Origin of the sequence: Thauera sp. 2A1 (assembly GCF_009469595.2) — a bacterium.
In the GTDB taxonomy this organism is placed as follows: domain Bacteria; phylum Pseudomonadota; class Gammaproteobacteria; order Burkholderiales; family Rhodocyclaceae; genus Thauera.
On record NZ_SSXV01000027.1, the window covers coordinates 52,262 to 76,850 of the forward strand.

The 24,589-nt window shown below is 68.2% G+C and carries 24 protein-coding genes and 2 pseudogenes; 14 read left to right on the forward strand and 12 right to left on the reverse strand.

The window, feature by feature from the left end; genetic code table 11:
- The first annotated feature begins 379 nt into the window (after nucleotides 1-379).
- The 13 genes from GH664_RS19365 (at nucleotide 380) to nusB (ending at nucleotide 10,324) form a co-directional block, all read left to right on the forward strand.
- Nucleotides 380-1,486 (forward strand): VanZ family protein, encoded by a 1,107-nt coding sequence (locus tag GH664_RS19365; protein WP_153169709.1) that lies wholly within the window; start codon nucleotides 380-382, stop codon nucleotides 1,484-1,486.
- 116 nt (nucleotides 1,487-1,602) lie between these two features.
- On the forward strand, nucleotides 1,603-1,926 hold the full coding sequence (locus tag GH664_RS19370; RefSeq protein ID WP_153169710.1) for a ferredoxin: 324 nt from the start codon (nucleotides 1,603-1,605) through the stop codon (nucleotides 1,924-1,926).
- Nucleotides 1,923-2,582 carry an alpha/beta hydrolase gene (locus GH664_RS19375; protein ID WP_153169711.1) on the forward strand — a complete coding sequence of 220 codons (660 nt, stop codon included), beginning with the start codon at nucleotides 1,923-1,925 and terminating at the stop codon, nucleotides 2,580-2,582. The genes GH664_RS19370 and GH664_RS19375 overlap by 4 nt, the downstream gene beginning before the upstream one ends.
- A gap of 40 nt (nucleotides 2,583-2,622) precedes the next feature.
- Nucleotides 2,623-3,234 (forward strand): glutathione S-transferase, encoded by a 612-nt coding sequence (locus tag GH664_RS19380; protein WP_153169712.1) that lies wholly within the window; start codon nucleotides 2,623-2,625, stop codon nucleotides 3,232-3,234.
- Nucleotides 3,235-3,262: 28 nt separating this feature from the next.
- Entirely contained in the window at nucleotides 3,263-4,006 is a 744-nt protein-coding gene (locus tag GH664_RS19385) for a TerC family protein (protein ID WP_228111629.1), read from the forward strand.
- A gap of 13 nt (nucleotides 4,007-4,019) precedes the next feature.
- Nucleotides 4,020-4,457 carry a universal stress protein gene (locus GH664_RS19390; RefSeq protein WP_153169713.1) on the forward strand — a complete coding sequence of 146 codons (438 nt, stop codon included), beginning with the start codon at nucleotides 4,020-4,022 and terminating at the stop codon, nucleotides 4,455-4,457.
- 177 nt (nucleotides 4,458-4,634) lie between these two features.
- On the forward strand, nucleotides 4,635-5,099 hold the full coding sequence (locus GH664_RS19395; RefSeq protein ID WP_153169715.1) for a bacterioferritin: 465 nt from the start codon (nucleotides 4,635-4,637) through the stop codon (nucleotides 5,097-5,099).
- Nucleotides 5,100-5,235: 136 nt separating this feature from the next.
- Nucleotides 5,236-5,583 (forward strand): divalent-cation tolerance protein CutA, encoded by a 348-nt coding sequence (gene cutA / locus GH664_RS19400; protein ID WP_153169716.1) that lies wholly within the window; start codon nucleotides 5,236-5,238, stop codon nucleotides 5,581-5,583.
- Between the two features lie 38 nt (nucleotides 5,584-5,621).
- A complete protein-coding gene (dsbD, locus tag GH664_RS19405) occupies nucleotides 5,622-7,475 on the forward strand; it encodes a protein-disulfide reductase DsbD (RefSeq protein WP_153169718.1) in 1,854 nt (617 codons plus the stop codon).
- Between the two features lie 67 nt (nucleotides 7,476-7,542).
- Nucleotides 7,543-8,157 (forward strand): riboflavin synthase, encoded by a 615-nt coding sequence (locus GH664_RS19410; protein ID WP_153169720.1) that lies wholly within the window; start codon nucleotides 7,543-7,545, stop codon nucleotides 8,155-8,157.
- A 58-nt stretch (nucleotides 8,158-8,215) separates the two neighbouring features.
- Nucleotides 8,216-9,304 (forward strand): bifunctional 3,4-dihydroxy-2-butanone-4-phosphate synthase/GTP cyclohydrolase II, encoded by a 1,089-nt coding sequence (ribBA, locus tag GH664_RS19415; RefSeq protein WP_153169722.1) that lies wholly within the window; start codon nucleotides 8,216-8,218, stop codon nucleotides 9,302-9,304.
- A 19-nt stretch (nucleotides 9,305-9,323) separates the two neighbouring features.
- Nucleotides 9,324-9,827 carry a 6,7-dimethyl-8-ribityllumazine synthase gene (ribH, locus tag GH664_RS19420; protein ID WP_153169723.1) on the forward strand — a complete coding sequence of 168 codons (504 nt, stop codon included), beginning with the start codon at nucleotides 9,324-9,326 and terminating at the stop codon, nucleotides 9,825-9,827.
- The gene (gene nusB, locus GH664_RS19425; RefSeq protein WP_153169725.1) at nucleotides 9,824-10,324 is read left to right on the forward strand and encodes a transcription antitermination factor NusB; all 501 of its coding nucleotides are present in this window, start codon (nucleotides 9,824-9,826) and stop codon (nucleotides 10,322-10,324) included. The genes ribH and nusB overlap by 4 nt, the downstream gene beginning before the upstream one ends.
- 161 nt (nucleotides 10,325-10,485) lie before the next feature.
- Here nusB and GH664_RS19430 read toward each other — a convergent pair whose 3' ends face one another.
- From GH664_RS19430 to GH664_RS19475, 10 genes and pseudogenes are all read right to left on the reverse strand, one after another.
- Nucleotides 10,486-11,064, reverse strand: a complete 579-nt coding sequence (locus GH664_RS19430; RefSeq protein WP_153169727.1) for a DUF3365 domain-containing protein — start codon at nucleotides 11,062-11,064, stop codon at nucleotides 10,486-10,488.
- Nucleotides 11,065-11,231: 167 nt separating this feature from the next.
- Nucleotides 11,232-12,560, reverse strand: a complete 1,329-nt coding sequence (locus tag GH664_RS19435; protein ID WP_153169729.1) for a DEAD/DEAH box helicase — start codon at nucleotides 12,558-12,560, stop codon at nucleotides 11,232-11,234.
- 495 nt (nucleotides 12,561-13,055) lie between these two features.
- A pseudogene (locus GH664_RS19440) lies at nucleotides 13,056-13,334 on the reverse strand (HU family DNA-binding protein); the annotation flags it as partial.
- 160 nt (nucleotides 13,335-13,494) lie between these two features.
- Nucleotides 13,495-15,282, reverse strand: a complete 1,788-nt coding sequence (locus tag GH664_RS19445; protein ID WP_153169733.1) for an acyl-CoA dehydrogenase — start codon at nucleotides 15,280-15,282, stop codon at nucleotides 13,495-13,497.
- 42 nt (nucleotides 15,283-15,324) lie between these two features.
- Nucleotides 15,325-15,744, reverse strand: a complete 420-nt coding sequence (locus GH664_RS19450) for a thioesterase family protein (protein ID WP_153169734.1) — start codon at nucleotides 15,742-15,744, stop codon at nucleotides 15,325-15,327.
- Nucleotides 15,745-15,757: 13 nt separating this feature from the next.
- Entirely contained in the window at nucleotides 15,758-16,525 is a 768-nt protein-coding gene (locus tag GH664_RS19455) for a 3-hydroxyacyl-CoA dehydrogenase (protein ID WP_153169735.1), read from the reverse strand.
- A 26-nt stretch (nucleotides 16,526-16,551) separates the two neighbouring features.
- Complete coding sequence (locus GH664_RS19460; protein WP_228111630.1) at nucleotides 16,552-17,823, reverse strand: thiolase family protein; 1,272 nt, start codon at nucleotides 17,821-17,823, stop codon at nucleotides 16,552-16,554.
- Entirely contained in the window at nucleotides 17,820-18,590 is a 771-nt protein-coding gene (locus GH664_RS19465; protein ID WP_153169737.1) for a crotonase/enoyl-CoA hydratase family protein, read from the reverse strand. Before GH664_RS19465 ends, GH664_RS19460 begins: the two co-directional genes overlap by 4 nt.
- Before the next feature lie 22 nt (nucleotides 18,591-18,612).
- The gene (locus GH664_RS19470; protein WP_153169739.1) at nucleotides 18,613-20,478 is read right to left on the reverse strand and encodes a feruloyl-CoA synthase; all 1,866 of its coding nucleotides are present in this window, start codon (nucleotides 20,476-20,478) and stop codon (nucleotides 18,613-18,615) included.
- Nucleotides 20,479-20,506: 28 nt separating this feature from the next.
- Entirely contained in the window at nucleotides 20,507-21,643 is a 1,137-nt protein-coding gene (locus GH664_RS19475; RefSeq protein ID WP_153169741.1) for an ABC transporter substrate-binding protein, read from the reverse strand.
- Nucleotides 21,644-21,913: 270 nt separating this feature from the next.
- On the opposite strand from GH664_RS19475, the gene GH664_RS19480 reads away from it, so the two are divergent.
- Nucleotides 21,914-22,813, forward strand: a complete 900-nt coding sequence (locus GH664_RS19480; protein ID WP_153169742.1) for a TetR/AcrR family transcriptional regulator — start codon at nucleotides 21,914-21,916, stop codon at nucleotides 22,811-22,813.
- A gap of 83 nt (nucleotides 22,814-22,896) precedes the next feature.
- On the opposite strand, the gene GH664_RS19485 is transcribed toward GH664_RS19480, so the two are convergent.
- Nucleotides 22,897-24,042 carry an ABC transporter substrate-binding protein gene (locus tag GH664_RS19485; protein WP_153169744.1) on the reverse strand — a complete coding sequence of 382 codons (1,146 nt, stop codon included), beginning with the start codon at nucleotides 24,040-24,042 and terminating at the stop codon, nucleotides 22,897-22,899.
- A 320-nt stretch (nucleotides 24,043-24,362) separates the two neighbouring features.
- Nucleotides 24,363-24,589 (reverse strand): annotated as a pseudogene (locus GH664_RS19490) (hemerythrin domain-containing protein); the annotation flags it as partial.

Below are 24,589 nucleotides of genomic sequence, written 5' to 3' on the forward strand. Positions count from 1 at the left end.
GTGATTTTTCGGACTGAGTGACGCACTGCTACGCAAGAAGCGTGCAATCCCTGCATCCGAGCGGAAAAGAAAGGAGATGCACGGTTTCCGGGCTCACCCCTGCCGCGGCGATGCACCAGGACAGTGCGCGAAGCCCTGCGCGTGCATCCGGATGGCGCCAGGCAGCACGAGCGCCTCCGCATCGCGGCTGTCGCCGCTCCCACAGGAAAAGCCCCGGCACACCGCATACCCGGGTGGGAGCGGACCTGGCCGCGATGCGGCGCAGCCGCCCCCAGACTCCCATCGCGGCCGTCGGCTGCACAGACCGGACCGCAGCGCACGGCGCTGCCGTTACACTTGACCCTCCTGCAGCTCGATGCTGCGCCTCCGTTCCGTCTGCATGCCCACGACGACGCGCCCGGCTTCGGCCTTGCCGCGCAACCTCGCCCTCGCCTACGCGCTGCTGATCGCCTACGCCTCCCTGCATCCTTTCGCAGGCTGGAAAGCGAGCGGACTGCCGGCGTTCGACTTCCTGGTGGCACCGTGGCCGAAGTACTTCGTCCTTGCCGACCTGGTGTTCAACGTCCTGGGCTACCTGCCACTGGGCTTCCTGCTGGTCGCTGCCCTGCCCGGCAAATGGGCGGCCAGGCGCAGCATCCTCGTCGCGACGCTGGCCGCCGGCCTGCTGAGCCTGTTCCTGGAGACGGCACAGAACTTCCTGCCGTCGCGCGTCGCCAGCAACGTGGACCTGGGCGGCAACACGCTGGGTGCGCTGCTCGGCACGCTGCCTGGCATGCGCTGGGGACGCAGCTTGTTCGGACGCGATGGCCGTGCGCGGCGCTGGCGCACGCGTTACGTCATCGGCGGCAACACCGGCGACGCGGGGCTGGTGCTCGTCGGGCTGTGGCTGCTGAGCCAGCTCACCGCGACCGACCTGCTGTTCGCCAGCGGCGACGTGCGCAACCTGCTCGGCATCGCTGCGCCGCTGCCTTTCAGCGCCGAGCGTTTCATGGCCTTCGACATGGCGTTGACCACGCTGTCGGTGCTGGCGATCGGGCTGTTCGCGCGCTGCATGATGCGCCACACCACCGTGTGGCCCCTGGTGCTTGTGCTGCTGCTCGGCGTCGGCGCCAAGACGCTGGCCACCGCCACCTTCTTCGTGCCCGGGGCACCGCTGGCCTGGCTCACGCCCGGGACCGGACGCGGATTGCTGCTGGGCGGCGCGCTGCTGGCCGGGGCGCTGATGCTGCCGCGCGTACTGCAGCACGCTCTGGCGGGCATGACGCTGCTGGCCAGCACCGCGCTGGTCAACCTGATGCCTGAGAACCCCTATGTGGTGTATGAGCAGCGCCTGACGAACTTCAGCAACTTCCTCAACTTCCACGGGCTGACCCAGCTCACCGACAGCCTGTGGCCGTTCTTTGCCCTGGCCTACCTGTCCGCCGTGGGCCTGTGGCGTGGCGAGCACCTGAGCGGCCGCCCGGATTCGCGCGAGCGGCGTCTATAATCCGCAGCACCAAATCAGGACCCGGCCACCACGCCGGGGCGGCAACGCACCACCACCCGACTGCCGCGCAGGCGCCGCCCGCGAACATGGCGCCGGCGCACCGAGACGAACCCGCGATGAGCTATTTCAAACACCACGTCTTCTTCTGCTGCAATCAGCGCCAGAACGGCGAGAGCTGCTGCAACGACCACGGCGCCAGCGCGCTGCAGACCTATGCCAAGGAGCGCACCGCCGCGCTCGGCCTGAAGGGCAAGGGCAGCGTGCGCATCAACAAGGCCGGCTGCCTGGGCCGCTGCGACGAGGGGCCGGTGCTGGTCGTCTATCCCGACAACGTCTGGTACACCTACGTCGACAAGGACGACGTCGACGACATCATCGACACCCATCTGGTGCAGGGCCGCATCGTCGACCGCCTGCGCCTGCCGGAGGACGCCGCATGAGCCGCCCGCTGCCCACCGAATCCGCGCTGCTGCGCGGCCAGGCCGGCAACATCGAAGTCCTGATCGACGCGCCGGGAGAGGTGCGCGGCATCGCGCTGGTGTGCCACCCGCATCCGCTGTTCGGCGGCGCCAACACCAACAAGGTGGCGCACACGCTGGCGCGCAGCTTCCGCGACCTCGGCTATGTGGCGATCCGGCCCAACTTCCGCGGCGTGGGCAAGAGCGAGGGCGCGCACGACGCCGGCAACGGCGAAACCGAAGACATGCTGTCGGTGATCAGTTGGGCGCAGTCGCGCTGGGGCGTGTCGCCGCTGGCGCTGGGCGGCTTCTCGTTCGGCGGCTTCGTGCAGACGCGAGTGGCGAATCGCCTCGCCGACGGCATCGCGCCGCCGCGCCAGCTCGTGCTGGTGGGCATGGCGGCCGGGATGGCGGCCGATGGCGCACGCCACTACGACACGCCGCCAGTGCCCAAGTCCATTCCGACGCTCATCATCCACGGCGAGAACGACGAGACCGTCGCGCTCGCCAACGTGCTCGACTGGGCGCGCCCGCAGGAGCTGCCGGTGACGGTGGTGCCGGGCGCCGACCATTTCTTCCATGCCCGCCTGCACGTGATCCGCGACATCATCGCGCGCAACCTTCCGCCGCTGGCCTGAACCCGCCGCTGACTTTGCCACCCCGACGCAGGAGATCCCGATGAAGCTCTTCGCCTCGCTCACCAGCCCTTACGCCCGCAAGATCCGCGTGATCCTCGCGGAGAAGGCGCTGCACTTCGAACTGGTGGTCGATTCGCCCTGGGAGGCGAACACCCGGGTGCCGACGGTCAACCCGCTCGGCAAGGTGCCGGCGCTGGTCACCGACGCCGGCGACATCTTCTTCGATTCGCCGGTGATCGCCGGTTACCTCGAGACGCTGGACGCGGCGCCGCGGCTGCTGCCCGCCGACGCGCTTGCAGCCGTGCGGGTGCGGCAGAACGAGGCGCTGGCCGACGGCATCACCGATGCGGCAGTCGCCGCGCTGCTCGAGTCGCGCCGCCCCGACGGCGAGCGCAGCGAGCGCGAGATCGCGCGCCAGCTCGAGAAGGTGGAGCGCGCCCTGGTCGAACTCGAGCGCCGCGCCACGGACCGCGACTGGCTCAATGGCGACCGCATGCAGTTGGGCGACGTCGCCGCGGGCTGCGCGCTGGGCTACCTCGACCTGCGCTTCCCGAAGATCGACTGGCGCGGCCGCCATGCGGCGCTGGCCGCACTGGCGGCGCGGCTGTTCGCGCGGCCGAGCTTCACCACCACCGTTCCGCCGGCGGGCTGAACAGCCGGCGCACACAGGAGAATCACGCGTGTTCGAATCCATGATGCACGCCGCCTTCTGGTTGTCGGTGCTGCAGATCATCGCCATTGACATCCTGCTCGGCGGCGACAACGCGGTCGTCATCGCCCTGGCGTGCCGCAAGCTGCCCGCGCATCAGCGCAACAAGGGCATCGCCTGGGGTGTGGTGGGCGCGATCGCGCTGCGCATCGTGCTGATCTTCTTCGCCCTGCAACTGCTCGCGCTGCCCTTCCTGAAGGTGGTCGGCGCGCTGCTGCTGCTGTGGATCGGCGTCAAGCTGATGCAGCCGGAAGACGATGACGGCCATGGCAACATCGAGGGCAGCACCCACCTGATGGGCGCGATCAAGACCATCGTCGTCGCCGATGCCGTGATGAGCCTGGACAACGTCATCGCCGTGGCCGGCGCTGCGAAGGGCGACCTCGGTCTGGTGGTGTTCGGCATCGTGGTCAGCATTCCCATCATCGTTTGGGGCAGCAAGTTCGTGCTCAAGCTGATGGACCGCTTTCCCGCCGTCATCACGCTCGGCGCCGCGCTGCTGGGCTGGATCGCCGGCGGCATGGTGGTGGGCGACGTCACGCTGCAGCCGCTGCTGCAGGGACTGCCGGGCTGGCTGCACTACCTGACCTCGGTGGTGGGTGCGGTGTTCGTGGTGACGCTGGGCGGCTGGCTGGCACGACGCCGGACGCGAGAGGGAGCCGGCGTCGCCGAGTTGACGCTCGCCGACGCGCCTCCCGGTGCAGGCGACAAGTGAGGAGGCGCGCACCATGAAGGTACTCATCCCCGTCGATGGCTCGGAAAACGCCATGCGCGCAGTGGCCCACGTGCTCGCGCTACGCCGCGAGACCCCGGCGCTGGAGATCCACCTGCTCGCCGTGCAGATCCCCATCGATGGCCACGCGCGCAGCTTCGTCAGCAAGGAAGCGCTGGAGGACTACCATCGCGAGGAAGGCCTTGCCGCGCTCGCCAGTGCGCGAAAGCAGCTCGATGAAGCCGGCGTGGCCTACACGCACCATGTTGCGATCGGCCATGTCGCCGACACCATCGTGCGCTACGCGCGGGAACGCGGCTTCGACCGCATCGTGATGGGCTCGCATGGCCGCACCGGCCTGCTGCACCTGCTGATGGGCTCGGTGGCGCGCGAGGTCTCGCAGCGTTCCACCGTGCCGGTCACGCTGGTGAAGCCGGATGAGGCGGCGCGCTGAGCGCGTCCTGCGGACATCGCCGCTCCGCCGCGACGACCCGCGGAGCCACGTCCCGGCAGGGCGGGCAGTGGCTTGCGCCACGGCAGTCGTCGTCTAGAGTGAAACGAGCCGGCCCGCACGCACGCGAATGAGCGCGTCGCACGTACAACGCCGGCCCCCACAGGGAAGGAGAATGTCATGGCAGAGCTCGACAAGGAGGCCGTCGTCGCGGTCCTGAACCGCATCCTCGAAGCGGAACTGGCGGGGGTGGTGCGTTACACGCATTATTCCTTCCTCGTCTTCGGCTTTGGCCGCATTCCCATCGTGTCCTGGCTCAATGCCCAGGCGGACGAGTCACTGCTGCATGCGCGCCAGGCAGGGGAATGGATCACCACGCTCGGCGCCTACCCTTCGCTGGGCATCGGGCCGTTGCTCGACTCCCACCAGCACGATGTGGGAGCGATCCTGCGCGAGTCGCTGGAAGCGGAGAGCAAGGCCCTGGGCCTGTACCGCGAACTGCTGGCGCAGGTGGAAGGCCGCTCGGTCGCGCTGGAGGAGTTCTCGCGCCAGATGATCCACGCCGAGGAGCTGCATCTGGCCGAGGTCGACAAGATGCTGCGCAAGCCCGGCGACCTGCAGGCTTTCGCCCCGCGCAACATCTAGCCCGCCGGTGGCGGGCCAGGGCGCGGCCGTGGCGTAGAGGCAGGGCGCAGCCGCCTGCAGCGGGCCGCTTGATCCAGGTTAGCGCACAAGCGCGCGCCGTCCGCGATAATCGCGCTTCCCCGCCCACGGAAGCGACATGACTCACGCACTGATCGTCTTCACCAACTTGCCCGACCAGGCCACGGCCGCGACACTTGCGCAACGCCTGGTGGGCGAGCGGCTGGCCGCCTGTGTGAGCATCATGGCCCCCTGCCAGTCGGTGTATCGCTGGCAGGGGGCGATCGAGTCGGCGGGCGAAGTGCCGCTGCTGATCAAGACCACCGCCGACCGCTATGAGGCGCTGCAGGCAGCGATCCTCGAGTCCCACCCCTACGAACTTCCCGAAATCCTCGCGGTCCCTGTGCAGCAGGGCCTCGAATCCTTCCTCGACTGGATGAACGACGAAACGCGCCCGTCGCCCGGTAGCGACGAGCCTGCAAGGTGAGCCTTGCCCGCCCCCAGATCCTCCCGACCCGAAACCCGATGACGCACCGCCTGTCGATCTTGCTTGCCCTGTTCGCAAGCCTGCTGCTCCTTGCCTTCCCCATGGCCCGCGCGGCCGATCCCATCGAACCGGAAAAGGCCTTCGCCATGCGCGCCCATGCGCTCGACGCGCAGACGGTCGAGGTCGTGTTCACGGTGGCGAAGGGCTACTACCTGTACGGCGACAAGTTCCGCTATGAAGCAGAGCCCGCCACGATCACGCTGGGTGCACCGCAAAAACCCGCCGGCAAGGTGAAGCACGACGAGTTCTTCGGCGAGGTCGAGACCCACCGCGGCGAATTGCGCGTGCTGTTGCCGGTGACGGCGCCCGAAGGCGTCAGCCGCTTCGAGCTGACCGTCACCAGCCAGGGCTGCTGGGACGGCGGCATCTGCTACCCGCCCACGCCGCAGAAGACCGCCATCGATCTCTCCGCGCCGACGGCAAAAGGTGGCGGCCTGCTCGCCGGCCTGGTCGGCGGCCGCTCGCAGGGTGGCGCACAGAGCGTCGCGCCGGCGAGCGACGACACGACGACAGCCGTTCGCGAGCCCACCGACGCCGGCAGCGGCGACGAGAGCGGGCGCATCGCCAGCCTCCTGAAGGGTGCCAGCGTGCCGCTGATCCTGGTGAGCTTCTTCGGCTTCGGCCTGCTGCTGGCCTTCACCCCCTGCACCTTCCCGATGATTCCCATCCTGTCGGGGATCATCGTCGGCCAGGGGCACAAGGTGTCGCACACCCGCGCCTTCGTGCTGTCGCTCGCCTACGTGCTGGGCATGGCCGTCACCTACGCGCTGGCCGGCGTCGCCGCAGGCGTGACCGGCACGCTGCTGTCGGCGGCGCTGCAGAACGTGTGGGTGCTGTCGGCGTTCGCGCTGGTGTTCGTGCTGCTGTCGTTGTCGATGTTCGGCTTCTACGAGCTGCAGTTGCCAAGCGCGCTGCAGAGCCGGCTGGCGAGCACCGCGAGCCACGAGAAGGGCGGCCACCTCGGCGGCGTCGCGGTGATGGGTGTGCTGTCGGCGCTGATCGTCGGCCCCTGCGTGGCGGCGCCGCTGGCCGGCGCCCTGCTCTACATCGCGCAGACGGGGGATGCCGTGCTCGGCGGCTGGGCGCTGTTCGCCATGGGCCTGGGCATGGGCGCGCCGCTGCTGGCGGTGGGCGTCGCCTCGCGCTCGCTGCTGCCCAAGGTCGGGCCATGGATGGAAGGGGTCAAGAAGGCCTTCGGCGTGCTGCTGCTGGCGGTGGCGCTGTGGATGCTGAGCCCGGTGATCCCGCCGCTGGCGACGATGCTGGGCTGGACGTCGCTGCTGGTGTTCTCCGGCATCTTCCTGCATGCCATCGACCCGCTGCCGCCGCATGCGAAGGGCTGGCAGCGTTTCTGGAAAGGGGTCGGCGTGGTGCTGCTGATCTCGGGCGCGGCGATGCTGGTGGGCGCCCTCGCCGGCTCGCGCGACCCGCTGCAGCCGCTCGCGGTGCTGCGCGCCGAAGCAGCGGCGTCGGAGGCGGCACCGGCGTTCGAGAAAGTGTCGTCGATCGCCGAGCTCGACGCCCGCCTGGCCGGCGCCGGCCGCCCGGTGATGCTGGATTTCTACGCCGACTGGTGCGTGTCGTGCAAGGAGATGGAACGCTACACCTTCAGCGATCCGCAGGTGGCGAGCCGCATGGGGCGCATGCTGCTGCTGAAGGCCGACGTCACCGCCAACAATGACGAGCACAAGGCCCTGCTCAAGCGCTTCGGCCTGTTCGGTCCGCCGGGCATCATCTTCTTCGACCCCACCGGCAAGGAGCGCGAAGGCCTGCGCGTGGTGGGCTACATGAAGGCGGAGCCGTTCGCGGCGGTGCTGGACCGGGCGCTGTAACCGCAGCCCGGCCGGTACGCAGGTTTTCCCCTACAATTCTGCCTTTACCTTTCGGTTCAGACCTTTCATGTTCTCCGGCATCGTCGCGGCCCTCGGCCGCATCGAACACATCGAGCCGCTCGCGGACGGCATTCGCCTCACCGTCGACACCAACGGGCTCGACCTGTCCGACGTCATCGTTGGCGACAGCATCGCGCACAGCGGCGTGTGCCTGACCGTGGTCGACATGAACGGCGGCCACTTGAAGTACGACGTCTCGCGCGAGACGCTCAACTGCACGGTAGGCCTGGATGCCGTGGGCAACGAGGTGAATCTGGAGAAGGCGCTGCGCCTGGCCGACCGCCTCGGCGGCCACCTCGTCACCGGCCATGTGGATGGCGTGGGCGAAGTGCAGAAGTTCGAACCCGTGGGCGAAAGCCACGAGCTCGTGATCCGCGCGCCGGCGGCGATCGCCGGCTACATCGCGAAGAAGGGCTCCATCACCGTGAATGGCGTCAGCCTGACGGTGAACCACGTCGAGGGGCGCGACTTCTGGATCAACCTGATCCCCCACACGGTGGCGATGACCAACCTGAAGCACCTCGCGCCCGGGCGCAAGGTCAATCTCGAGATCGACCTCATCGCACGCTACGTCGAGCGCATGCTCGCCTGGCGCAGCGAGGAAGCCGCCGCACAAGGCTGAACCACGCACAACGACGCGTCGTCAGAACGCCAGCAAGAACAGCACACAAGGAAACAGCATGAGCGCACTCGCGCCGATTACCGACATCATCGCCGACATCAAGGCGGGCAAGATGGTCATCCTGGTGGACGAAGAAGACCGCGAGAACGAGGGCGACCTCGTCATGGCGGCCGAATTCGTCACGCCGGAGGCGATCAACTTCATGGCCAAGCACGGCCGCGGCCTGATCTGCCTGACGCTCACCGACGAGCGCTGCCGCCAGCTCGGCCTGCAGCAGATGGTGCGCGACAACCGCACGCCGCACGGCACCGCGTTCACCGTGTCGATCGAAGCGGCCACCGGCGTCACCACCGGCATCTCGGCGCACGACCGCGCGCGCACCGTGCAGGTGGCCGTCGCCCGCAACGCCCGGCCGGACGACATCGTCACCCCCGGCCACATCTTCCCGCTGACCGCGCAGAAGGGCGGCGTGCTGATCCGCGCCGGCCACACCGAAGCCGGCTGCGACCTCGCCCACCTTGCCGGCCTGGAACCGGCCGCGGTGATCTGCGAGATCCTGAAAGACGACGGCACCATGGCGCGGCTCCCCGACCTGATCGAGTTCGGCCGCGAACACGGCCTGAAGATCGGCGCCATCCGCGACCTGATCGAGCATCGCGCCGCCACCGAGCACCTGATCGAGAAAGTCGCCGAGAAGGAGGTCGACACCGTCCATGGCCGCTTCCGCCTGTCCGCGTTCGAGGACAAGACCTCGGGCGACGTGCATTTCGCCCTGGCGCACGGCGACATCCGCCCCGAGCGCGAGACCCTGGTGCGGGTGCACGAGCCGATCTCGGTGATCGACTTCCTCGACCCCGCGAGCGCGAGTCACAGCTTCCCGGTGGATGTCTCGCTCGCCACGCTGGCGGCGGCCGAGGCCGGCGTGATGGTGCTGCTGTACCGCCCGCAATCGGGGCGCGAGCTGCTCGCCAGCCTCAACCGCACCCAGGACCGACCGGTGAAGTGGGACGCCCGCCTGTTCGGCGTCGGCGCGCAGATCCTGCGCAGCCTCAACGTCGGCAAGATGCGCCTGCTCGCCAGCCCGCGCAAGATCCGCAGCATGGCCGGCTTCGGCCTCGAAATCACCGGCTTCGTCGACAAGAACTGAGCAAGAACCGAGAACCCGCATGCAACGCACCCAGCCCGAAAACACCCGCCGCACCGCCCGCTACGACGGCATCGTCGAGCTCGAGCCCGACTTCGCCGGCACCGGCCTGCGCGTAGGCATCGTCATGGCCCGCTTCAACCTCGACATCTGCGAGGGACTGCTGTCGACGTGCACCGACGAGCTGCTCAAGCTCGGCGTCGCGCGCAGCGACATCCGCATCGTCACCGTGCCCGGCGCACTGGAGATCCCGCTGACGCTGCAGGCCATGGGCAAGAGCGGCAGATTCGACGCGCTGGTGGCGCTCGGCGCGGTGGTCCGCGGCGAGACCTATCACTTCGAGCTGGTGTCCAATGAGATGGGCGCCGGCATCACCCGCGTCTGCCTCGACACCGGCGTGCCGATCGCCAACGGTGTGCTGACGACCGAGGATGAAGACCAGGCCGTGGCGCGCATGAGCGAGAAAGGCGCCGACTGCGCCCGCGCCGCGGTGGAGATGGCCAACCTGCTGAAGGCCCTGAAATGAGCGATCCGATACACTCCGGCAGTGGCGAACCCGGCGCCACGCCGAACCCGACGAGCAAGATGGCGCGCCGCCGTGCGCGCGAACTGGCACTGCAGGGCGTGTACCAGTGGCTGCTGTCGGGCAACTCGATGACCGCCGTGCAGCGCAACATCGAGGCCGAGGCGGAAAACCTGGACAAGGTGGACCGCGAACTGTTCGTGAGCCTGCTGCGCGGCGCGCTGGAAAACGCCGACGAGTTGCGCGCCGGGTTCTCGCCGCTGATCCACCGTCCGGTGGCCGAGCTGTCACCCATCGAGCATGCGATTCTGCTGCTGGGCGCGCACGAGCTGCGCCACAACATCGAGACGCCCTACCGGGTCATCATCAACGAGGCGATCGAGCTCGCCAAGAGCTACGGCGGCACCGACGGACACAAGTTCGTGAATGGCGTGCTGGACAAGCTCGCCGCCCGGCTGCGCCCGGAAGAAGTCGAGGCCGCGCGCAAGGCGAAGGGCTGATCAAGCGAGGAATCAAGAGCCTTGCCGCTAAGACGCCTGGCGGGGCGTCCGGCGCACGGGCGTAAGCGTTCGCGGCCTTCGGCTTCCCGGCCCGGAGCACGCGCACCGGACGCCCCGCCAGGCTTTTTCTGCCAGAAACCCACGCGTGTCAGAAGCGCACTTCAGAACGTGCGCCGTATCGTCATCGCACCGCGGATCTGGTTCAGGCTGTAGCCGGTGGCCTTGTCGCCAGCATAGAGCTCCGCCAGACGCGCCTTCACCGCCGGCGCGATGTCGCTCGGGCCACCGTGGCAGCTCAGGCACAACTGCTGCGTGGGCAATGCCTTCATGTAGCGGTAACTATAGGCGCCGTTGTCGCTCACCATCTCGCCGCGCTCGAGCTGGCGCGGATCTTCCCCGGCCGCTGCGCGGCGGTCGAAATCCTGCAGCACGGCAGCCTCCCACGCATCCGGCACCGCCTTCGGGTTGCGGTTCTTCAGGCTCACGCGGCGGATCTGCCAGCCGGTCTTCTCGGACGCTTCCTTCGCCATCTGCGGCGCCTTCTCGCGGCACACGCTGATCGCACCCTCGACGCCACCCTTTTCGATTTCCTGCTGCAGGACACCCACCAGCCGCGGCGGAATGCTCGATGCCACCGTGCGCGCCTCCTGCAGCAAGGCGAACTCCTCGGCGGCGGCGGGCACGGCCGCGAAGGTCATGGCGGGCATCATGGCGCTCAGGACAACGTGCTTCAGCTTCATGTTCGGCTCCCGGCCTGAATGAATAAGAATTTAATTATATATAGTCCGGGAGTTCGCGTCGCGGGTCAAAAAAATCCCGCCGGGACTTTCGCCCCGGCGGGATTCTGGATCGTGTCTGCCCGCCTTATCGCCCGCCTTCGCAGCGAGGCGGGCTCACCGCGACGTGCTCAGTCCCGGAAGCCTCGGTCGCGGCGATCACCGTGGCTGCGTTCGCCGCGCGAAGGATGGCCCTCGCGTCCCTGACCACCCGCGCTGCGGCGCGAGTCACCGGACGGGCGGCCGTAACCGCCGGGCCTGGCACCGCTGCCGAAGCGACGGCCGCCATTGCCAGCGGGACGCGGCGCCGAGGGCTTGCGCGGCGACGGCTCCATGCCCGGAATGGTATGCACTGCCAGGCGATCACCGGTGAAGCGCTCGATGGCGCGGATCAGGCCGGTCTCGCGCGGGCCGGACAACGTGATCGCCACGCCGTCGCGCCCGGCACGGCCGGTGCGGCCGATGCGGTGCACATAGTCCTCAGCCTGGCGCGGCGGATCGAAGTTGATGACGTGGCTGATGCCGGCGACGTCGATGCCGCGCGCGGCGACGTCGGTCGCCACCAGCACGCCGATGCGGCCCTGGCGCAGGCGGTCGAGGGTGCGGTTGCGCTGCGTCTGGTGCATGTCGCCATGCAGCGCGGCGGCGGCGATGCCCTTTTCCTGCAGCGACAGCGACAGCTCGTCGGCGCTCCTCTTGGTCGCGGTGAAGACCACCGCCTGGTTCAGGCTGTCGTCGCCGAGCAGGGCCTCGAGCAGGCGGTTCTTGTGACCGAGGTCGTCGGCGAACATCAGGCGCTGCTCGATCTGGCCGCGGTCTTCCTGCGCCACCTCGATCTCGATGCGCTGCGGGTTGCGCGTCATGCGCGCCGCCATGCTGCCCACCACACCGTCGAGCGTGGCCGAGAACAGCAGCGTCTGGCGTTTGGCCGGGGTGGCGGCGACGATGGCGTCGATGTCTTCGGCGAAGCCCATGTCGAGCATGCGGTCAGCTTCGTCCAGGATCAGCACCTCGAGGTCGGAGAGCTTGATCTTGCGCCGGTTCAGATGGTCGAGGAGGCGGCCCGGCGTGGCGACGACGACGTCGCACTGGCGCTGCAACTGCTTGATCTGCGCGAACATCGGCGCGCCGCCCACCAGGCAGGCGGTGTTCAGCCAGCGCAGGGCCTTGCCGTAGGTCTGCACCGCCTTTTCCACCTGTTGCGCGAGTTCGCGCGTCGGTGTCAGCACCAGCACGCGCGGGCCGGCACCCGGCGCCGGGCGCCGGTCGATGAGCTTGTGCAGCGCCGGCAGCGTGAAGGCTGCCGTCTTGCCACTGCCGGTATGGCTGGACACCAGCAAGTCGGCGCCGGCGATCGCGGCAGGGATGGCCTGCTGCTGCACCGGAGTCGGGATCGTGTAGCCGGTCTGCTCGACGGCTTTGAGGAGTTCGTCGGCGAGGCCGAGGCTGTGGAACGTCATGGTTCTTCCTGTATTGCGAGCCGCCTCGCATGGCTGCGGACGGCAGGTTCGGGCCCGGGATGACGGGCCTCATGGCATCGCGCCGCGCCGGACCTGTTGGTGCACAGGGTCGGGGCGTGGAATCGCAGGTGCGACAAACGCGCGATGGGCGTGGCCGGCCTGTCGAGCCCCGGTCATGAGAACCGGGTTTTCGAGGCCGCGCATCGGCACCAACCGGTTGTCACGATGCCAGACGATCGGAAGAACGAATGGAGTTCGGCGGGAGGTCGGGGGCGATGGGGCTGTGGTTACAGTCCCTCGGGCCAGGCAGGCGGACATCCTGTTCCGCACTTGATACCGTGGTGGCCCTGCTGCTGCATTGCACAACGAGCGGCAGTATAACCGCTTTTCTCGAGACTGTCGCCCGAAATCATTGCAAAGTGCTTGAAGAAAAAAGAAAAGCGGGGCGGCATCCTGGATGCCGCCCCGCCCGTCGGCGCCTTGCCTTGCGGCGGATTACTTGTTGACTGCGGCCTTCAGCGTCGCGCCGGCAGTGAATTTGGGCACGCTCGAGGCGGCGATTTCGATCGCGGCGCCGGTCTGCGGGTTGCGGCCGGTGCGGGCCGCGCGCTCGGAAACCTCGAACGAGCCAAAGCCGGTGAAGGCGACCTTTTCACCCTTGCCCAGTTGTTCGCCGATGATGTCGAGCACGGCGGTCAGGGCGCGGTCGGCCTGAGCACGGGAGACGTCCAGACGATCAGCCAGGGCTTCGACGAATTCACCTTTGTTCATGCTTTTCCTCGATTGGTGTGTAAGTGACGGGAATTCTGATGTACCGGGCGGATTCTAGCACCGACGCGGCTTTCGGGGCGTGACGAAAGATCCGTCGCGCAGCCGGGCCGCCGCGCGTGAACGGGCACCGGGAGCCGGCTTGCCGGCATCGCCAGCGAACGCGTCAGAATGCCGTCTCGTCGAAGCGGGTGAGCGCACCGCCCGCCTTGCACACCGTCGCAGCATGCGCAGCGGCCTGCGGGCCGATGGTGGCCATGTAGAAGCGGGCAAGTTCGACCAGGCTGGCGCGATGGACGGCATCACCTTGGCTGTCAGCGCGCCCGGCCTGCGCCGCCAGCGCGGCACGTCCGAGTTGCCAGCCACCGCACACCGTGCCGAGCAGGTGCAGGAAAGGCACCGCGCCAGCCAGCACGTCGGCCAGTTGTTCGCGGCCGTTGGCGAGCATCCATTCAGCCGCCGACTCCAGCGCATCGATGCCGTCGGCGAGGCCGTCGCCGATCTCGGCCAGCCCGGCGCTGTCCAGCGCCCCCGCGGCGTCGCGCAGGTCGACGATCAGCTCGCGCAGTGTGGCGCCGCCTTCGCGCAGGATCTTGCGCCCCACCAGGTCGTTGGCCTGGATGCCGGTCGTGCCCTCGTAGATGGTGATGATGCGGGCATCGCGGAAGTGCTGGGCGATGCCGGTCTCCTCGACGAAGCCCATGCCGCCGAAGACCTGGATGGCGTCGTCGCAGACGTCGTTGCCCACTTCGGTGCACCAGCCCTTGGCGACGGGCATCAGCAGATCGACGTAGCGGCGGTGCTTGTCCGCCACGCTGCGGTCGGGATGGTGGTGCGCGATGTCGAACCAGCCCGCCGCGGTGTACAGCAGCGCGCGCATCGCCATGATGCGCCCGCGCATCGACAGCAGCATGCGCTTGACGTCGGGGTGATGGATGATGGGCTTGCCCGATTCGCCGGTCACCGCATCGCGGCCCTGCACACGTTCGCGTGCATAGGCCAGCGCCATCTGGTAGGCGCGATCGGCGAGGCCGAGTCCCTGCACGCCGACACCGAAGCGCGCCTCGTTCATCATCACGAACATGGTCTCGAGGCCGCGATTGGGCGCGCCCACCATCCAGCCGGTGGCGCCGCCGCCGTCGCCGAAGCTCAGCGTGCAGGTGGGGCTGCCATGGATGCCCATCTTGTGCTCGATGGAGATGCAGCGCACGTCGTTCTTCGCCCCCAGGCTGCCGTCGGCCTCGACCAGGTACTTGGGCACGATGAACAGCGACAGCCCTTTCACGCCGGCCGGTGCATCAGGCAGGCGGGCGAGCACCAGGTGCACGATGTTGGGCGTCAGCTCGTGCTCGCCGTAGGAGATGAAGATCTTCTGGCCGAACAGCCTGTAGCTGCCGTCCGCTGCGGGCTCGGCGCGGCTGCGGGTGGCGGCGAGGTCGGACCCCGCCTGCGGCTCGGTGAGGTTCATCGTGCTGCCCCATTCGCCGCTCACCACCTTGTGCAGCCAGGTCTGCTTCTGCTCCTCGCTGGCGGCGATCAGCAGCGCCTCGGCCTGGCCCTGGTTCAGGATGGGCAGCATCGTGAACGCCATGTTGGCCGCGCACCACATCTCCATCACCGGCGTGGACACCAGCTTGGGCATGCCCTGGCCGCCGAATGCCACCGGCAGCGACAGCCCGAGCCAGCCCGCCTCGCGGAACTGGTCGTAGGCCGCCTGCCAGCCCTCCGGCGTCAGCACGCGGCCGTCGTCCATCAGGCGGCAGCCCTGCACGTCGCCATCGCGGTTGATCGGCGCCAGCACGCCAGCGGCGAACTTGCCCGCCTCCTCGAGGATGGCCGCCACCAGATCCGGGCTCGCCTCCTCGCAGCCGGGCAGCGCAGCGACCCGGTCCAGCCCTGCCAGCTCGTCGAGGATGAACTGCATGTCCCTCAATGGGGGGATGTAGTCGTGCATCGGGCTGTCTCCTGTGTCCCTTGTTCTGTCGTCAGGTCGCGCTCAGGCGCACGCCGCGCGGATGTCTTCGGGGATGGGCACCGCCCTGATGCGCAGCGGATTCTCGGGGTCCTGCATCGCGAACACGCGGACCTCGCGCCCTTCGCACAGCACGGTGTCACCGCGGCGGGCGACATGCCGCATGACGAAGCTCTTGCCGCGCCACTCCTCGATCCACGACTCGATCTCGATGTCCTCGCCGTAGGTGGCCGAGTTGCGGAAGCTCGCCTGCGCATCGACCAGCGGCGTCCCGATGATGCCGCGCTCGGCGGTGGTGTCGCGCCAGCTCGGCACGCCGCAGGCGGTGAAGAACTCGCGGCTGGAGGTGTCGAACCACTTGAAATAGTTGGCGAAGAACACGATCTGCGCAGGGTCGCAGTCGCTGAAGGCGATGCGCATGCGATAGACGTTGCGGCGGGCCATGTCGTCTCCCGCTTCAGCGTGCTGCCAGGCGCACCGCGCCGTCGAGGCGGATGGTTTCGCCGTTGAGCATGACGTTGTCGACGATGCTCAGCGCCAGCTTCGCGAACTCCTCGGGTTCGCCGAGGCGCTGCGGGAAGGGCGTGTTCTCGCCCAGCGACTTCTGCACGTCGGGCGGCAGGCCGCGCATCATCGGTGTGATGAACAGGCCCGGCGCGATCGTCATCACGCGGATGCCGAAGCGCGCCAGTTCGCGCGCGATCGGCAGCGTCATCGACACGATGCCGCCCTTGGAAGCCGCATAGGCCGCCTGGCCGATCTGGCCCTCGTAGGCCGCCACCGAAGCGGTGTTGATGATGACGCCGCGCTCGCCGTCGGCCTGCGCCTCGCCCTTGCTCATCGCGTCGGCGGCGAGCCGGATCATGTTGAAGGTGCCGATCAGGTTGATCTGCACCGAGCGCGCGAAGTCGGCCAGCGGCTGCGGCCCCTCCTTGCCCAGCACCTTGCCGGCGTTGCCGATGCCGGCGCAATTGACCAGCCCCTGCAGGCCGCCGAAGCGGCTCACGGCGAGATCGACCGCCGCCTTCGCGTCCGCCTCGTCGGCGACATTGGTGCGCGCGAACGCGGCACGCGCGCCCAGCTCGGCGGCGAGCTTCTCGCCCTGCTCCATGTTGAGGTCTGCGATCACCACGCTGGCGCCGGCGCCGTGCAATGCGCGCACGGTCGCCTCGCCCAGCCCCGACGCGCCACCGGTCACGATGAAAGTGCTGCCTTCGAATTTCATTGCCTTCTCCTGTCCTTTCTGTGTGGTCAAGCCACGTTCTCGACGATCACCGCCACACCCTGGCCACCCCCGGCGCAGGCCGACGACACGCCGTACTGCAGGCCGGCGGCGCGCGCCGCACGCGCCACGGTGTGGGTCAGGCGCACGCCGGAGGCCCCCAGCGGATGGCCGATGGCGATGGCGCCGCCATGCACGTTGACGCGGTCGCGATCCAGGGCCAGTTCGCGCTCGCAGGCGAGGTACTGGGCGCCGAAGGCTTCGTTGATCTCGACGCGGCCGATGTCGCCGACACCGATGCCGGCGAGCTTGGCCGCGGCGCGGATCGCCGGTGCCGGGCCGATGCCCATGATCTCGGGCGGCACCGCCGCCGCGGCACCGGCGACGATGCGGGCGATCGGCGTGAGGCCGTGCGCGCGCACCCAGTCGCCGCGGGCGACGATGACCGCCGCCGCGCCGTCGACGATGGCCGAGCTGTTGCCGCCGGTCTGCACGCCGCCGAAGGCCGCCTTGAGCTTCTGCAGCGTCTCGAACGAAGTCGGTCGCACATGGCCGTCGCGCTCGACCGACGTGGCGCGGTCGGCCAGCCTGATGCCGCGCGGCTTGTAGCCGTCGAGTTCCCAGGTGGTGTTGGTCACCGCGCTGACCTCATCGGCGAACCACCCCGCCTCCCAGGCCGCCACGCCGCGGGCGAAACTCTGCGCGGCGAAGCGATCGACTTCCTCGCGGCCGATACCGTAGCGCGTCGCGAGGTTCTCCGCCGTGCCGCCCATGCTGGTGGCCGGCGCAGTATCCAGCGTCGCTTCCCACAGGAAGTCCTTGAACTCGACCTGGCCCATGCGGAAACCCGAGCGATGGGTGTAGGCCGCCACCGGGTTGCGCGACATCGACTCGGTGCCCACGCACAGCACCACGTTCGCCTTGCCCAGCGAGATGTGGTCCGCGGCGGTGAGGATGGTCTCGAAGCCGGTGCAGCACAGCCGCTGCACCAGCAGCGCCGGCACATTCGGATTCACGCCCGCATACAGGCCGATGTGGCGCGGCAGGAAGTAGGCGTCGAAGCTCGCCTGCGCCATGTTGCCGGCGACGATGGCGTCCACCTCGGTCGCCGGAATGCCGCTGGTGGCGAATAGCGCGCGCGCCGCGGCGATGCCCAGGTCGGTCGGCGACACGTCGCGCAGCACGCCATTGTAGTCGGCGAACGGCGTACGCTGCCCGGCGACCAGCCAGATGTCGTCGTAGGCGGTGCCGCGCGCAGCGGCTTCGGAGGCGGCGAAATTGCCCATGCCCTGGGTGCTCATTGACGCGCTCCCTGTCCCTTGCGTTTGAGGAATTCGCCGATGCGCTCGGCAATCTCGGGGTTGGTCTGCACGACCGCCGCGGTCAGCGACTCGACGAAGAAGCCGTCGTCGCTGGCCATGTTGTCGATGCGGGCGATCGCGGTGACCATCGCCCAGTTGGCCATCGGCGCGTTCTCGGCGACGCGGCGCGCCAGTTGCTGCGCCTTCGCCAGGCTCTCGCCGGCGCCGACCAGGTAGTGCGACAGGCCCAGGCGCTGGCCTTCCTCGGCATCGAGGATGCGGCCGGTCAGCATCATTTCGCACATGCGCCCGGCGCCGATGATCTTGGCCACCCGCACCGAGGCGCCGCCGCCGACATAGATGCCATGCCGCCCCTCGGGCAACTGGTAGATCGTGTTCGGCTCGGCGATGCGGATGTGGGTGGCGGTCGCCAGTTCCAGCCCGCCGCCGATCACCGCGCCCTGCAAGGCGGCGATCACCGGGATGCCGCCGTTCTGGATGCGGGCGAAGATGCGATGCCACGACTGGGAGTGCAGCATCACGCCGAACGGCTCGCGGTGCTGGTGCTCGGAAAGGTCGAGGCCAGCGCAGAAATGCTCGCCCTCGCCGGCCAGGATGATGGCGCGCGTGCCTTCCGGCGTCGCCACCAGCGCCGCCTCGAGCGCCGCCAGCAGGCGGTCGCTGATCGCGTTGCGCTTGGCCGGGCGTGCCAGCGTGATGGTGTAGATGCCGTCTTCCGACGACGTCTTGACGATCTGTTCGGTCATTGTCGTTTTCCTCGTTGTTCCGTCACACCGCGGCGTGCACGCTGATCACGGTCTTGTCGAGCACGTCCTGGTGCAGGAACTCGACCAGGTCGGCCCGCCGCGTCAGCACGATGCGCTGGTTGATGTAGCCCTTGTCGGTGATCTCGCCCGCTTCCACCGACGGCGGCTCCGCCATGATCAGCGCGCGCTCCGGATACGTCGAGGAGCCGCCGCCCAGTTGCCTGAGCATCGCCATGCCGCGCTGCACGCGGCCGCGCACCGCCGGGTTGAGGAAGACGTCGGCGAGGTCGGCGTCGGGCGGCAGATGGGGGCACAGCGCACGGCATTCGGAGACGTTGGGGAAGATCAGGAAACCGATCTCGTCGCGGTTGTGGCCGGTGACGACGATGTCCTGGGCGATGGGCGACATCGCCTCGATGCCCTTCACCCGCAGCGAGCCGACATGCACCCAGGTGCCGGTGAGCAGCTTGAAGTCCTCGCCGACGCGGCCGTCGAACAGCAGCCCCAGCTCCGGGCGCTCGGCATCGACGAACTCCACCGCGTCGCCGATCATGTAGAAGCCGTCCTCGTCGAAGGACGCCGCCGAAAGCTCGGGCTGCTTCCAGTAGCCGGGGAACACGTTCGGCCCCTTGATGCGCACTTCCAGCTTGTCCTGCGAGCGCACCAGCTTCAGCTCGGTGCCCGGCACCGGCACGCCGATCACGCCGGAGCGCACCGCCTGGAAGTGGCAGTCGGTGGCGAGCGGCGCCGTCTCGGTCGAGCCCCAGGACGACACCATCGGCACGCGGCAGCCCAGCGTGCGCTCGGACAGCTCCTCCAGTTCGCTCCACAGGTGCTGCGGCAGCGCGGCACCGGCGTAGGAGATCAGGTTCAGACGGCGGAAGAAGCGCTCGCACAGCACCGGATCCTTGCGCAGCTCGGGCACCAGCATGTCGTAGGCGCGCGGCACGCTGAAATAGATCGTCGGTGACACTTCGCGCAGGTTGCGCAGGGTCCTCTCGAGCAACGCCGGCGTCGGCTTGCCGTCGTCGATGTACATCGTGCCGCCCCAGCGCAGCATCAGGTTGAAGTTCTGGTTGCCGCCGAAGGTATGGCTCCACGGCAGCCACTCGACGAGCACCGGCCGGTTGTCGGCGAGGAAAGTCCAGATCAGCTCCTTGGCGAGCTGGTTGGAGCACATCATGCGGTGGGTGTTGATCACCGCCTTGGGCGTGCCGACCGAACCGGAGGTGAACAGGAACTTGCCGATGGTGTCGGGCGTGATCGCGTCGAAGGCCCGCATCACCGCCGCTTCGTCGCTGCGCGCCTCGACCTCGGCCATCGGCACGGTGCCCGGCTGCGCCTGGCTGCGGCCGCCGGCAACCACCACGCCGTCGTGCAGCGGGGCGATCGCGGCGATCGCCGGCATGAAGCGCTCGACCGGATCGGCGTAGATGACGCCCGGCCGCAGCAGCTCGATGTTGCCCTTGAGCTTGGCGTGATCCTTCGACATCAGCGAAGTGCCGGCCGAGATCGGGCACGCGGGCACGCCGATGTGCATCGCCGCCAGCATGATCAGAGCATGCTCGATGGAGTTGTCCGACAGGATCGCCACCGGCCGCTCGGCCGACAGCTTCTGCCCCAGCATCCAGGTGGCGATCGCCACCACCCTGCGGCGCGCTTCGCCATAGCTCAACTTGTCCCACTCGCCGGCAGCGTTGCGCTCGGCGAGGAACAGCTCATCGGGCTGCACCCGCGCCCAGTGTTCGAGCCAGTCGCCGACGCAGCGGGCATAGGTGTCGGGCAGGGGGATTCCCGAGCGCAGGATGCGCGAACCGTCCCCCCGATGGATTTCGACCAGATCCGGCTCGGCAAACATGCGGACTGGATCGCGGATGATCTCGCTCATGGAATCCCTCCTTTGTATCGTTGGCCGATCAGTTGTCGACGCGCTTGTAGCCGCCGTTGTCGATGCGCACCAGCACGTGCGAGCGTGCATCGAGGCCGAAGTGATCGGTGGGGCTCATGTTGAACACACCATGCACGCCGACCACGTCCTTGTTGGATTCGATCGCGCTACGCAGCGCGGCACGGAACTCGGGCGACCCCGGCTTGGCCTTCGCCAGCGCAACCGGCACCGCCGCTTCGACCAGGCGGAAGGCATCGACCGCATGACCGGCAAAGGCCGACAGCGAGCCGGCGCCGAACTGGGCCTCGTACTTGCGTGCGAACTCGCCGCCCAGCTTCTTCGACGGATGATCGGCCGCCAGTTGATTGACGACGACGATCGGGCCGACCGGCAGGATCGCGCCTTCTGCAGCCTTGCCCGCCACGCCGAGGAAAGCCTGGTTGGCGACGGCGTGCGTCTGGTAGATCTGGCCCTTGTAGCCGCGCTCGACCAGCGCCGTCTGCGGCAGCGCCGCTGGGCTGCCCGAGCCGACGATCAGGATCGCATCCGGCTTCGCGGTGACCAGCTTCAGCACCTGGCCGGTGACTGAGGTGTCGGTGCGGTTGTAGCGCTCGACCGGGCCGATCTTGATGCCGGCGGCGTCGGCCAGCCTGGTCATCGAGTTCAGCCAGTCCTCGCCGTAGGCATCGGAGAAGCCGATGAAGCCCAGCGTCTTCACGCCCTTCGCCTTCATGTGCTGGACCAGCGCGCCGGCCATCACGCTGTTCTGCTGCGGCGCGCGAAACACCCACTCGTTGCGCTCGGCCGGCAGCGACACCGGGCTCATCGTCACCAGCGGCGTTCTCGCCTCGTTGGCGACTTCGGCGATGGCCGCGCTGGCGGGCGTGCCCGACGAACCGATCATCACGTCGACCTTGTCTTCGGACACGAAGCGGCGCGCATTCTTGGTCGCCAGCGTGGGATCGGTCGCATCGTCGAGCACGATCAGCCGTACCTTCTCGCCGCCGATCTCGGTGGGCATCAGCGTGAACGCGTTCTTCTCGGGAATGCCGAGGGATGCCGCCGGACCGGTTGCCGACAGCGAGACGCCGATGGTGATGTCGGCCAGGGCCGAGCCGGCGGCAAGCGTCACGGACAGGGCAACGCAGAGCTTGTGCAGTTTCATGTTTCCTCCGGATGGTGGTGGGTTGGCCGGATCGCCCGCAATGGCGACCGGCCCGAGCTGTTGCGGCAGGGCGTACAGGCTTCTTCTGGAATGGAAAGATATCGATCACTAACTACCTTGTCAAACGATTGTTCGATATATTTCATCAAGACATCTAGGTACCATGCGGGCTTGCCCCGAGCCGAATTGAGGCAAACTTGCGGCAGCGCGGCACCAGCGCTGGCCGACCGCCACCACGACCCGCGCAGATCCCAAGAGAAGTCCCACGCAATGACCGATTCCCTCGCTGCCGACGCGCATGCCGCGTCATCCGTGACCGCCGAAGAAGAAATCCTGCGCCTGGCGCGTGAAGAACCCGAGTTGGGACAGGTCGCAGTGGCCGAGCGCCTGCGCCAGGCCGGCCTGCGTATCTCGCCATCCGGGGTGCGCTACCTGTGGCAGAAGCACGGGCTGGAGACGGCGGTGAAGCGTCTGCAGGCCTTGGTGGAGCATCGGGGGGGCGACGCCGAGGGACTCACTGAAACGCAGCGCCGCCATCTGGAACGTGGGCGCCTGAGCGAGCGCCTGGCCCGCGGCGACGCGGCCGGCGGTCCGGCCGAAGGCGATCAGGAGCCGCTGGAACGGCGCCGCCTGATCCTGGATGCCGCAGCACGGCTGTTCTCCGCCGAGGGCTACGACCGCACCTCGATCCGCGACATCGCGCGCAATGTCGGCCTGCTGCCGGGGTCGGTCTATCACTACTTTCCGTCCAAGCGCGAACTCTTCCTCGCCGTCCATCGCGAAGGCTTCGAACGCACGCTCGAGCGGGTGAAGGCGGCGGCGACGAGCAGCGACGATCCGTGGGAGTGCCTCGAGCGCGCGTGCGAGGTGCACATCGAAGGCATCGTCGGCGGCTCGTCGATCGACCGCCTGGCAGGAAGCAACCTGGCCATTTCACGCAATGACGAGCTGCTGCAGGAGATCCGCCCGCACCGTGCGGACTACGAGGCCGTGTTCCGCACGCTCATCGATGCGCTGCCGCTGCGCGCAGGCACCGACCGCTCGCTGCTGCGCCTGTTCCTGCTCGGCGGCATGAACTGGATCTATCTATGGTATCGGGAAGGCAGGCGCAGCCCGCACGACATCGCCGCCGCCATGGTGGCGATGCTGCGCCACGGCGTGCAGCCCTGAACCGCGCACACAAGCGCGGCCCCTGAATGCAGGAAGCCCGCCGTGCGGCGGGCTTCCTTGCTCGACACCGTGCGTTCAGGCGCCTATTTCACCAGTACCCACTTGCCGTTCTGGATCTGCACCATCACGCGGGCGCGCTGGTCGAGGCCAAGATGGTCGGTCGGACTCATGGTGAAGATGCCGTGGGCTGCAGGGACTTCTTTCAACCCCTCCAGCGCATCGCGCAGCGCCGCACGGAACTGCTCGGTGCCGGGCTGGGCCTTCTTCAGCGCGACCGGGACGGCGTTGGCCATCAGCACGCCGGCGTCCCAGCCGTGGGCGCCGAAGGTGGACACGCTGCCTTTGCCGTGAGCAGCCTCGTACTTGCCGATGTATTCGAGCGCCGGTTTCTTCACCGGGTTCGAATCGGGCAATTGCTCGGCAACCAGCACCGGCCCCGCGGGCAACAAGGTGCCCTCGCAGTCCTTGCCGCAGACGCGCAGGAAATCGTTGTTGGCCACGCCGTGGGTCTGGTAGATCTTGCCGGTGTAGCCGCGCTCCTTGAGCGCCTTCTGCGGCAGCGCCGCCGGCGTGCCCGAACCGGCGATCAGCACCGCGTCGGGCTTGGCAGCGATGATCTTCAGCACCTGCCCGGTCACCGAAGTGTCGGTGCGGCTGAAACGCTCATTGGCCACCATTTGCAGCTTGCGCACCTCGGCGACGGGTTTGAACTGCTCGTACCAGCCCTCGCCGTAGGCATCGGAAAAACCGATGAAGGCAACCGTCTTCACCTGGTTGTTGGTCATGTGCTCGACGATGGCGGTCGACATCTGGGCGTCGTTCTGCGGCGTCTTGAACACCCAGCGCCGCTTGTCGTCCATCGGCTCGACGATGCGGGCGGAAGCTGCCATCGAGATCATCGGCGTCTTCGACTCGGCAGCAACGTCGATCATCGCCAGCGAATTGGGCGTGATCGTGGAGCCGAGCACCACATCGACCTTGTCTTCCGACACCAGCTTGCGGATGTTCTTCACCGCGGTGGTGGTGTCCGAGGCGTCATCGAGCACGATGTAGTTGATCTTCTGGCCGGCGATGGTGGTCGGCATCAGCGCGACGGTGTTCTTCTCGGGGATGCCGAGCGAAGCGGCCGGACCGGTCGCCGACACGATCACGCCGACGTTGATGTCGGCCTGGGCGGCAGCGGCAAAGGCGAGGCCGAGGGCGGCAATCAGGGTGCTACGCAGCTTCATGGTGTCTCCTCCAATGATGGACTGGAAAGGGTTGCCCGGCGTCTTGTGGATTGCGCCTGTCAGGCTTGCTGTTCTGCTCAAATTAACATGAATCAAAAAACTTTGACCATATCAAATTGATGTCGCACAACGACCTTGTCCCGGCGCAGCCAGGTCGGTTGCGTGAGTACCCCCAATCCGGTCTGGCGGCAGCGGATGCGCCACAAGGCTCGCACGACGAAGCCGGATCATCCCGCCGCCAGCCTGCGCGAAGCTGAGCACAACATCACGAACGGGGCGCAACGCACTTCACGTCCGTGAATCGCGCACGCCGGCCGCGCTCAATCGCCCTTGTACGGCCCGCCGCCGAGCCCGATGGGCGCCGGTGCCGCCTCCACCAGCTTCGAGAAGATCCGCGTGAAGTCCTCCTCGCCCGCCTTGGCGCGGCTGCCGCGCATCGGGTCGTCGGCGAGGAAGCCCGCGTCGGCCCGCGCCCAGTCCTCGTCGGTGAAGTGCGCCAGGATCAGCGGCAGCACTTCGCGCTCCTCGAGCAGCATGTGCTCGCGGT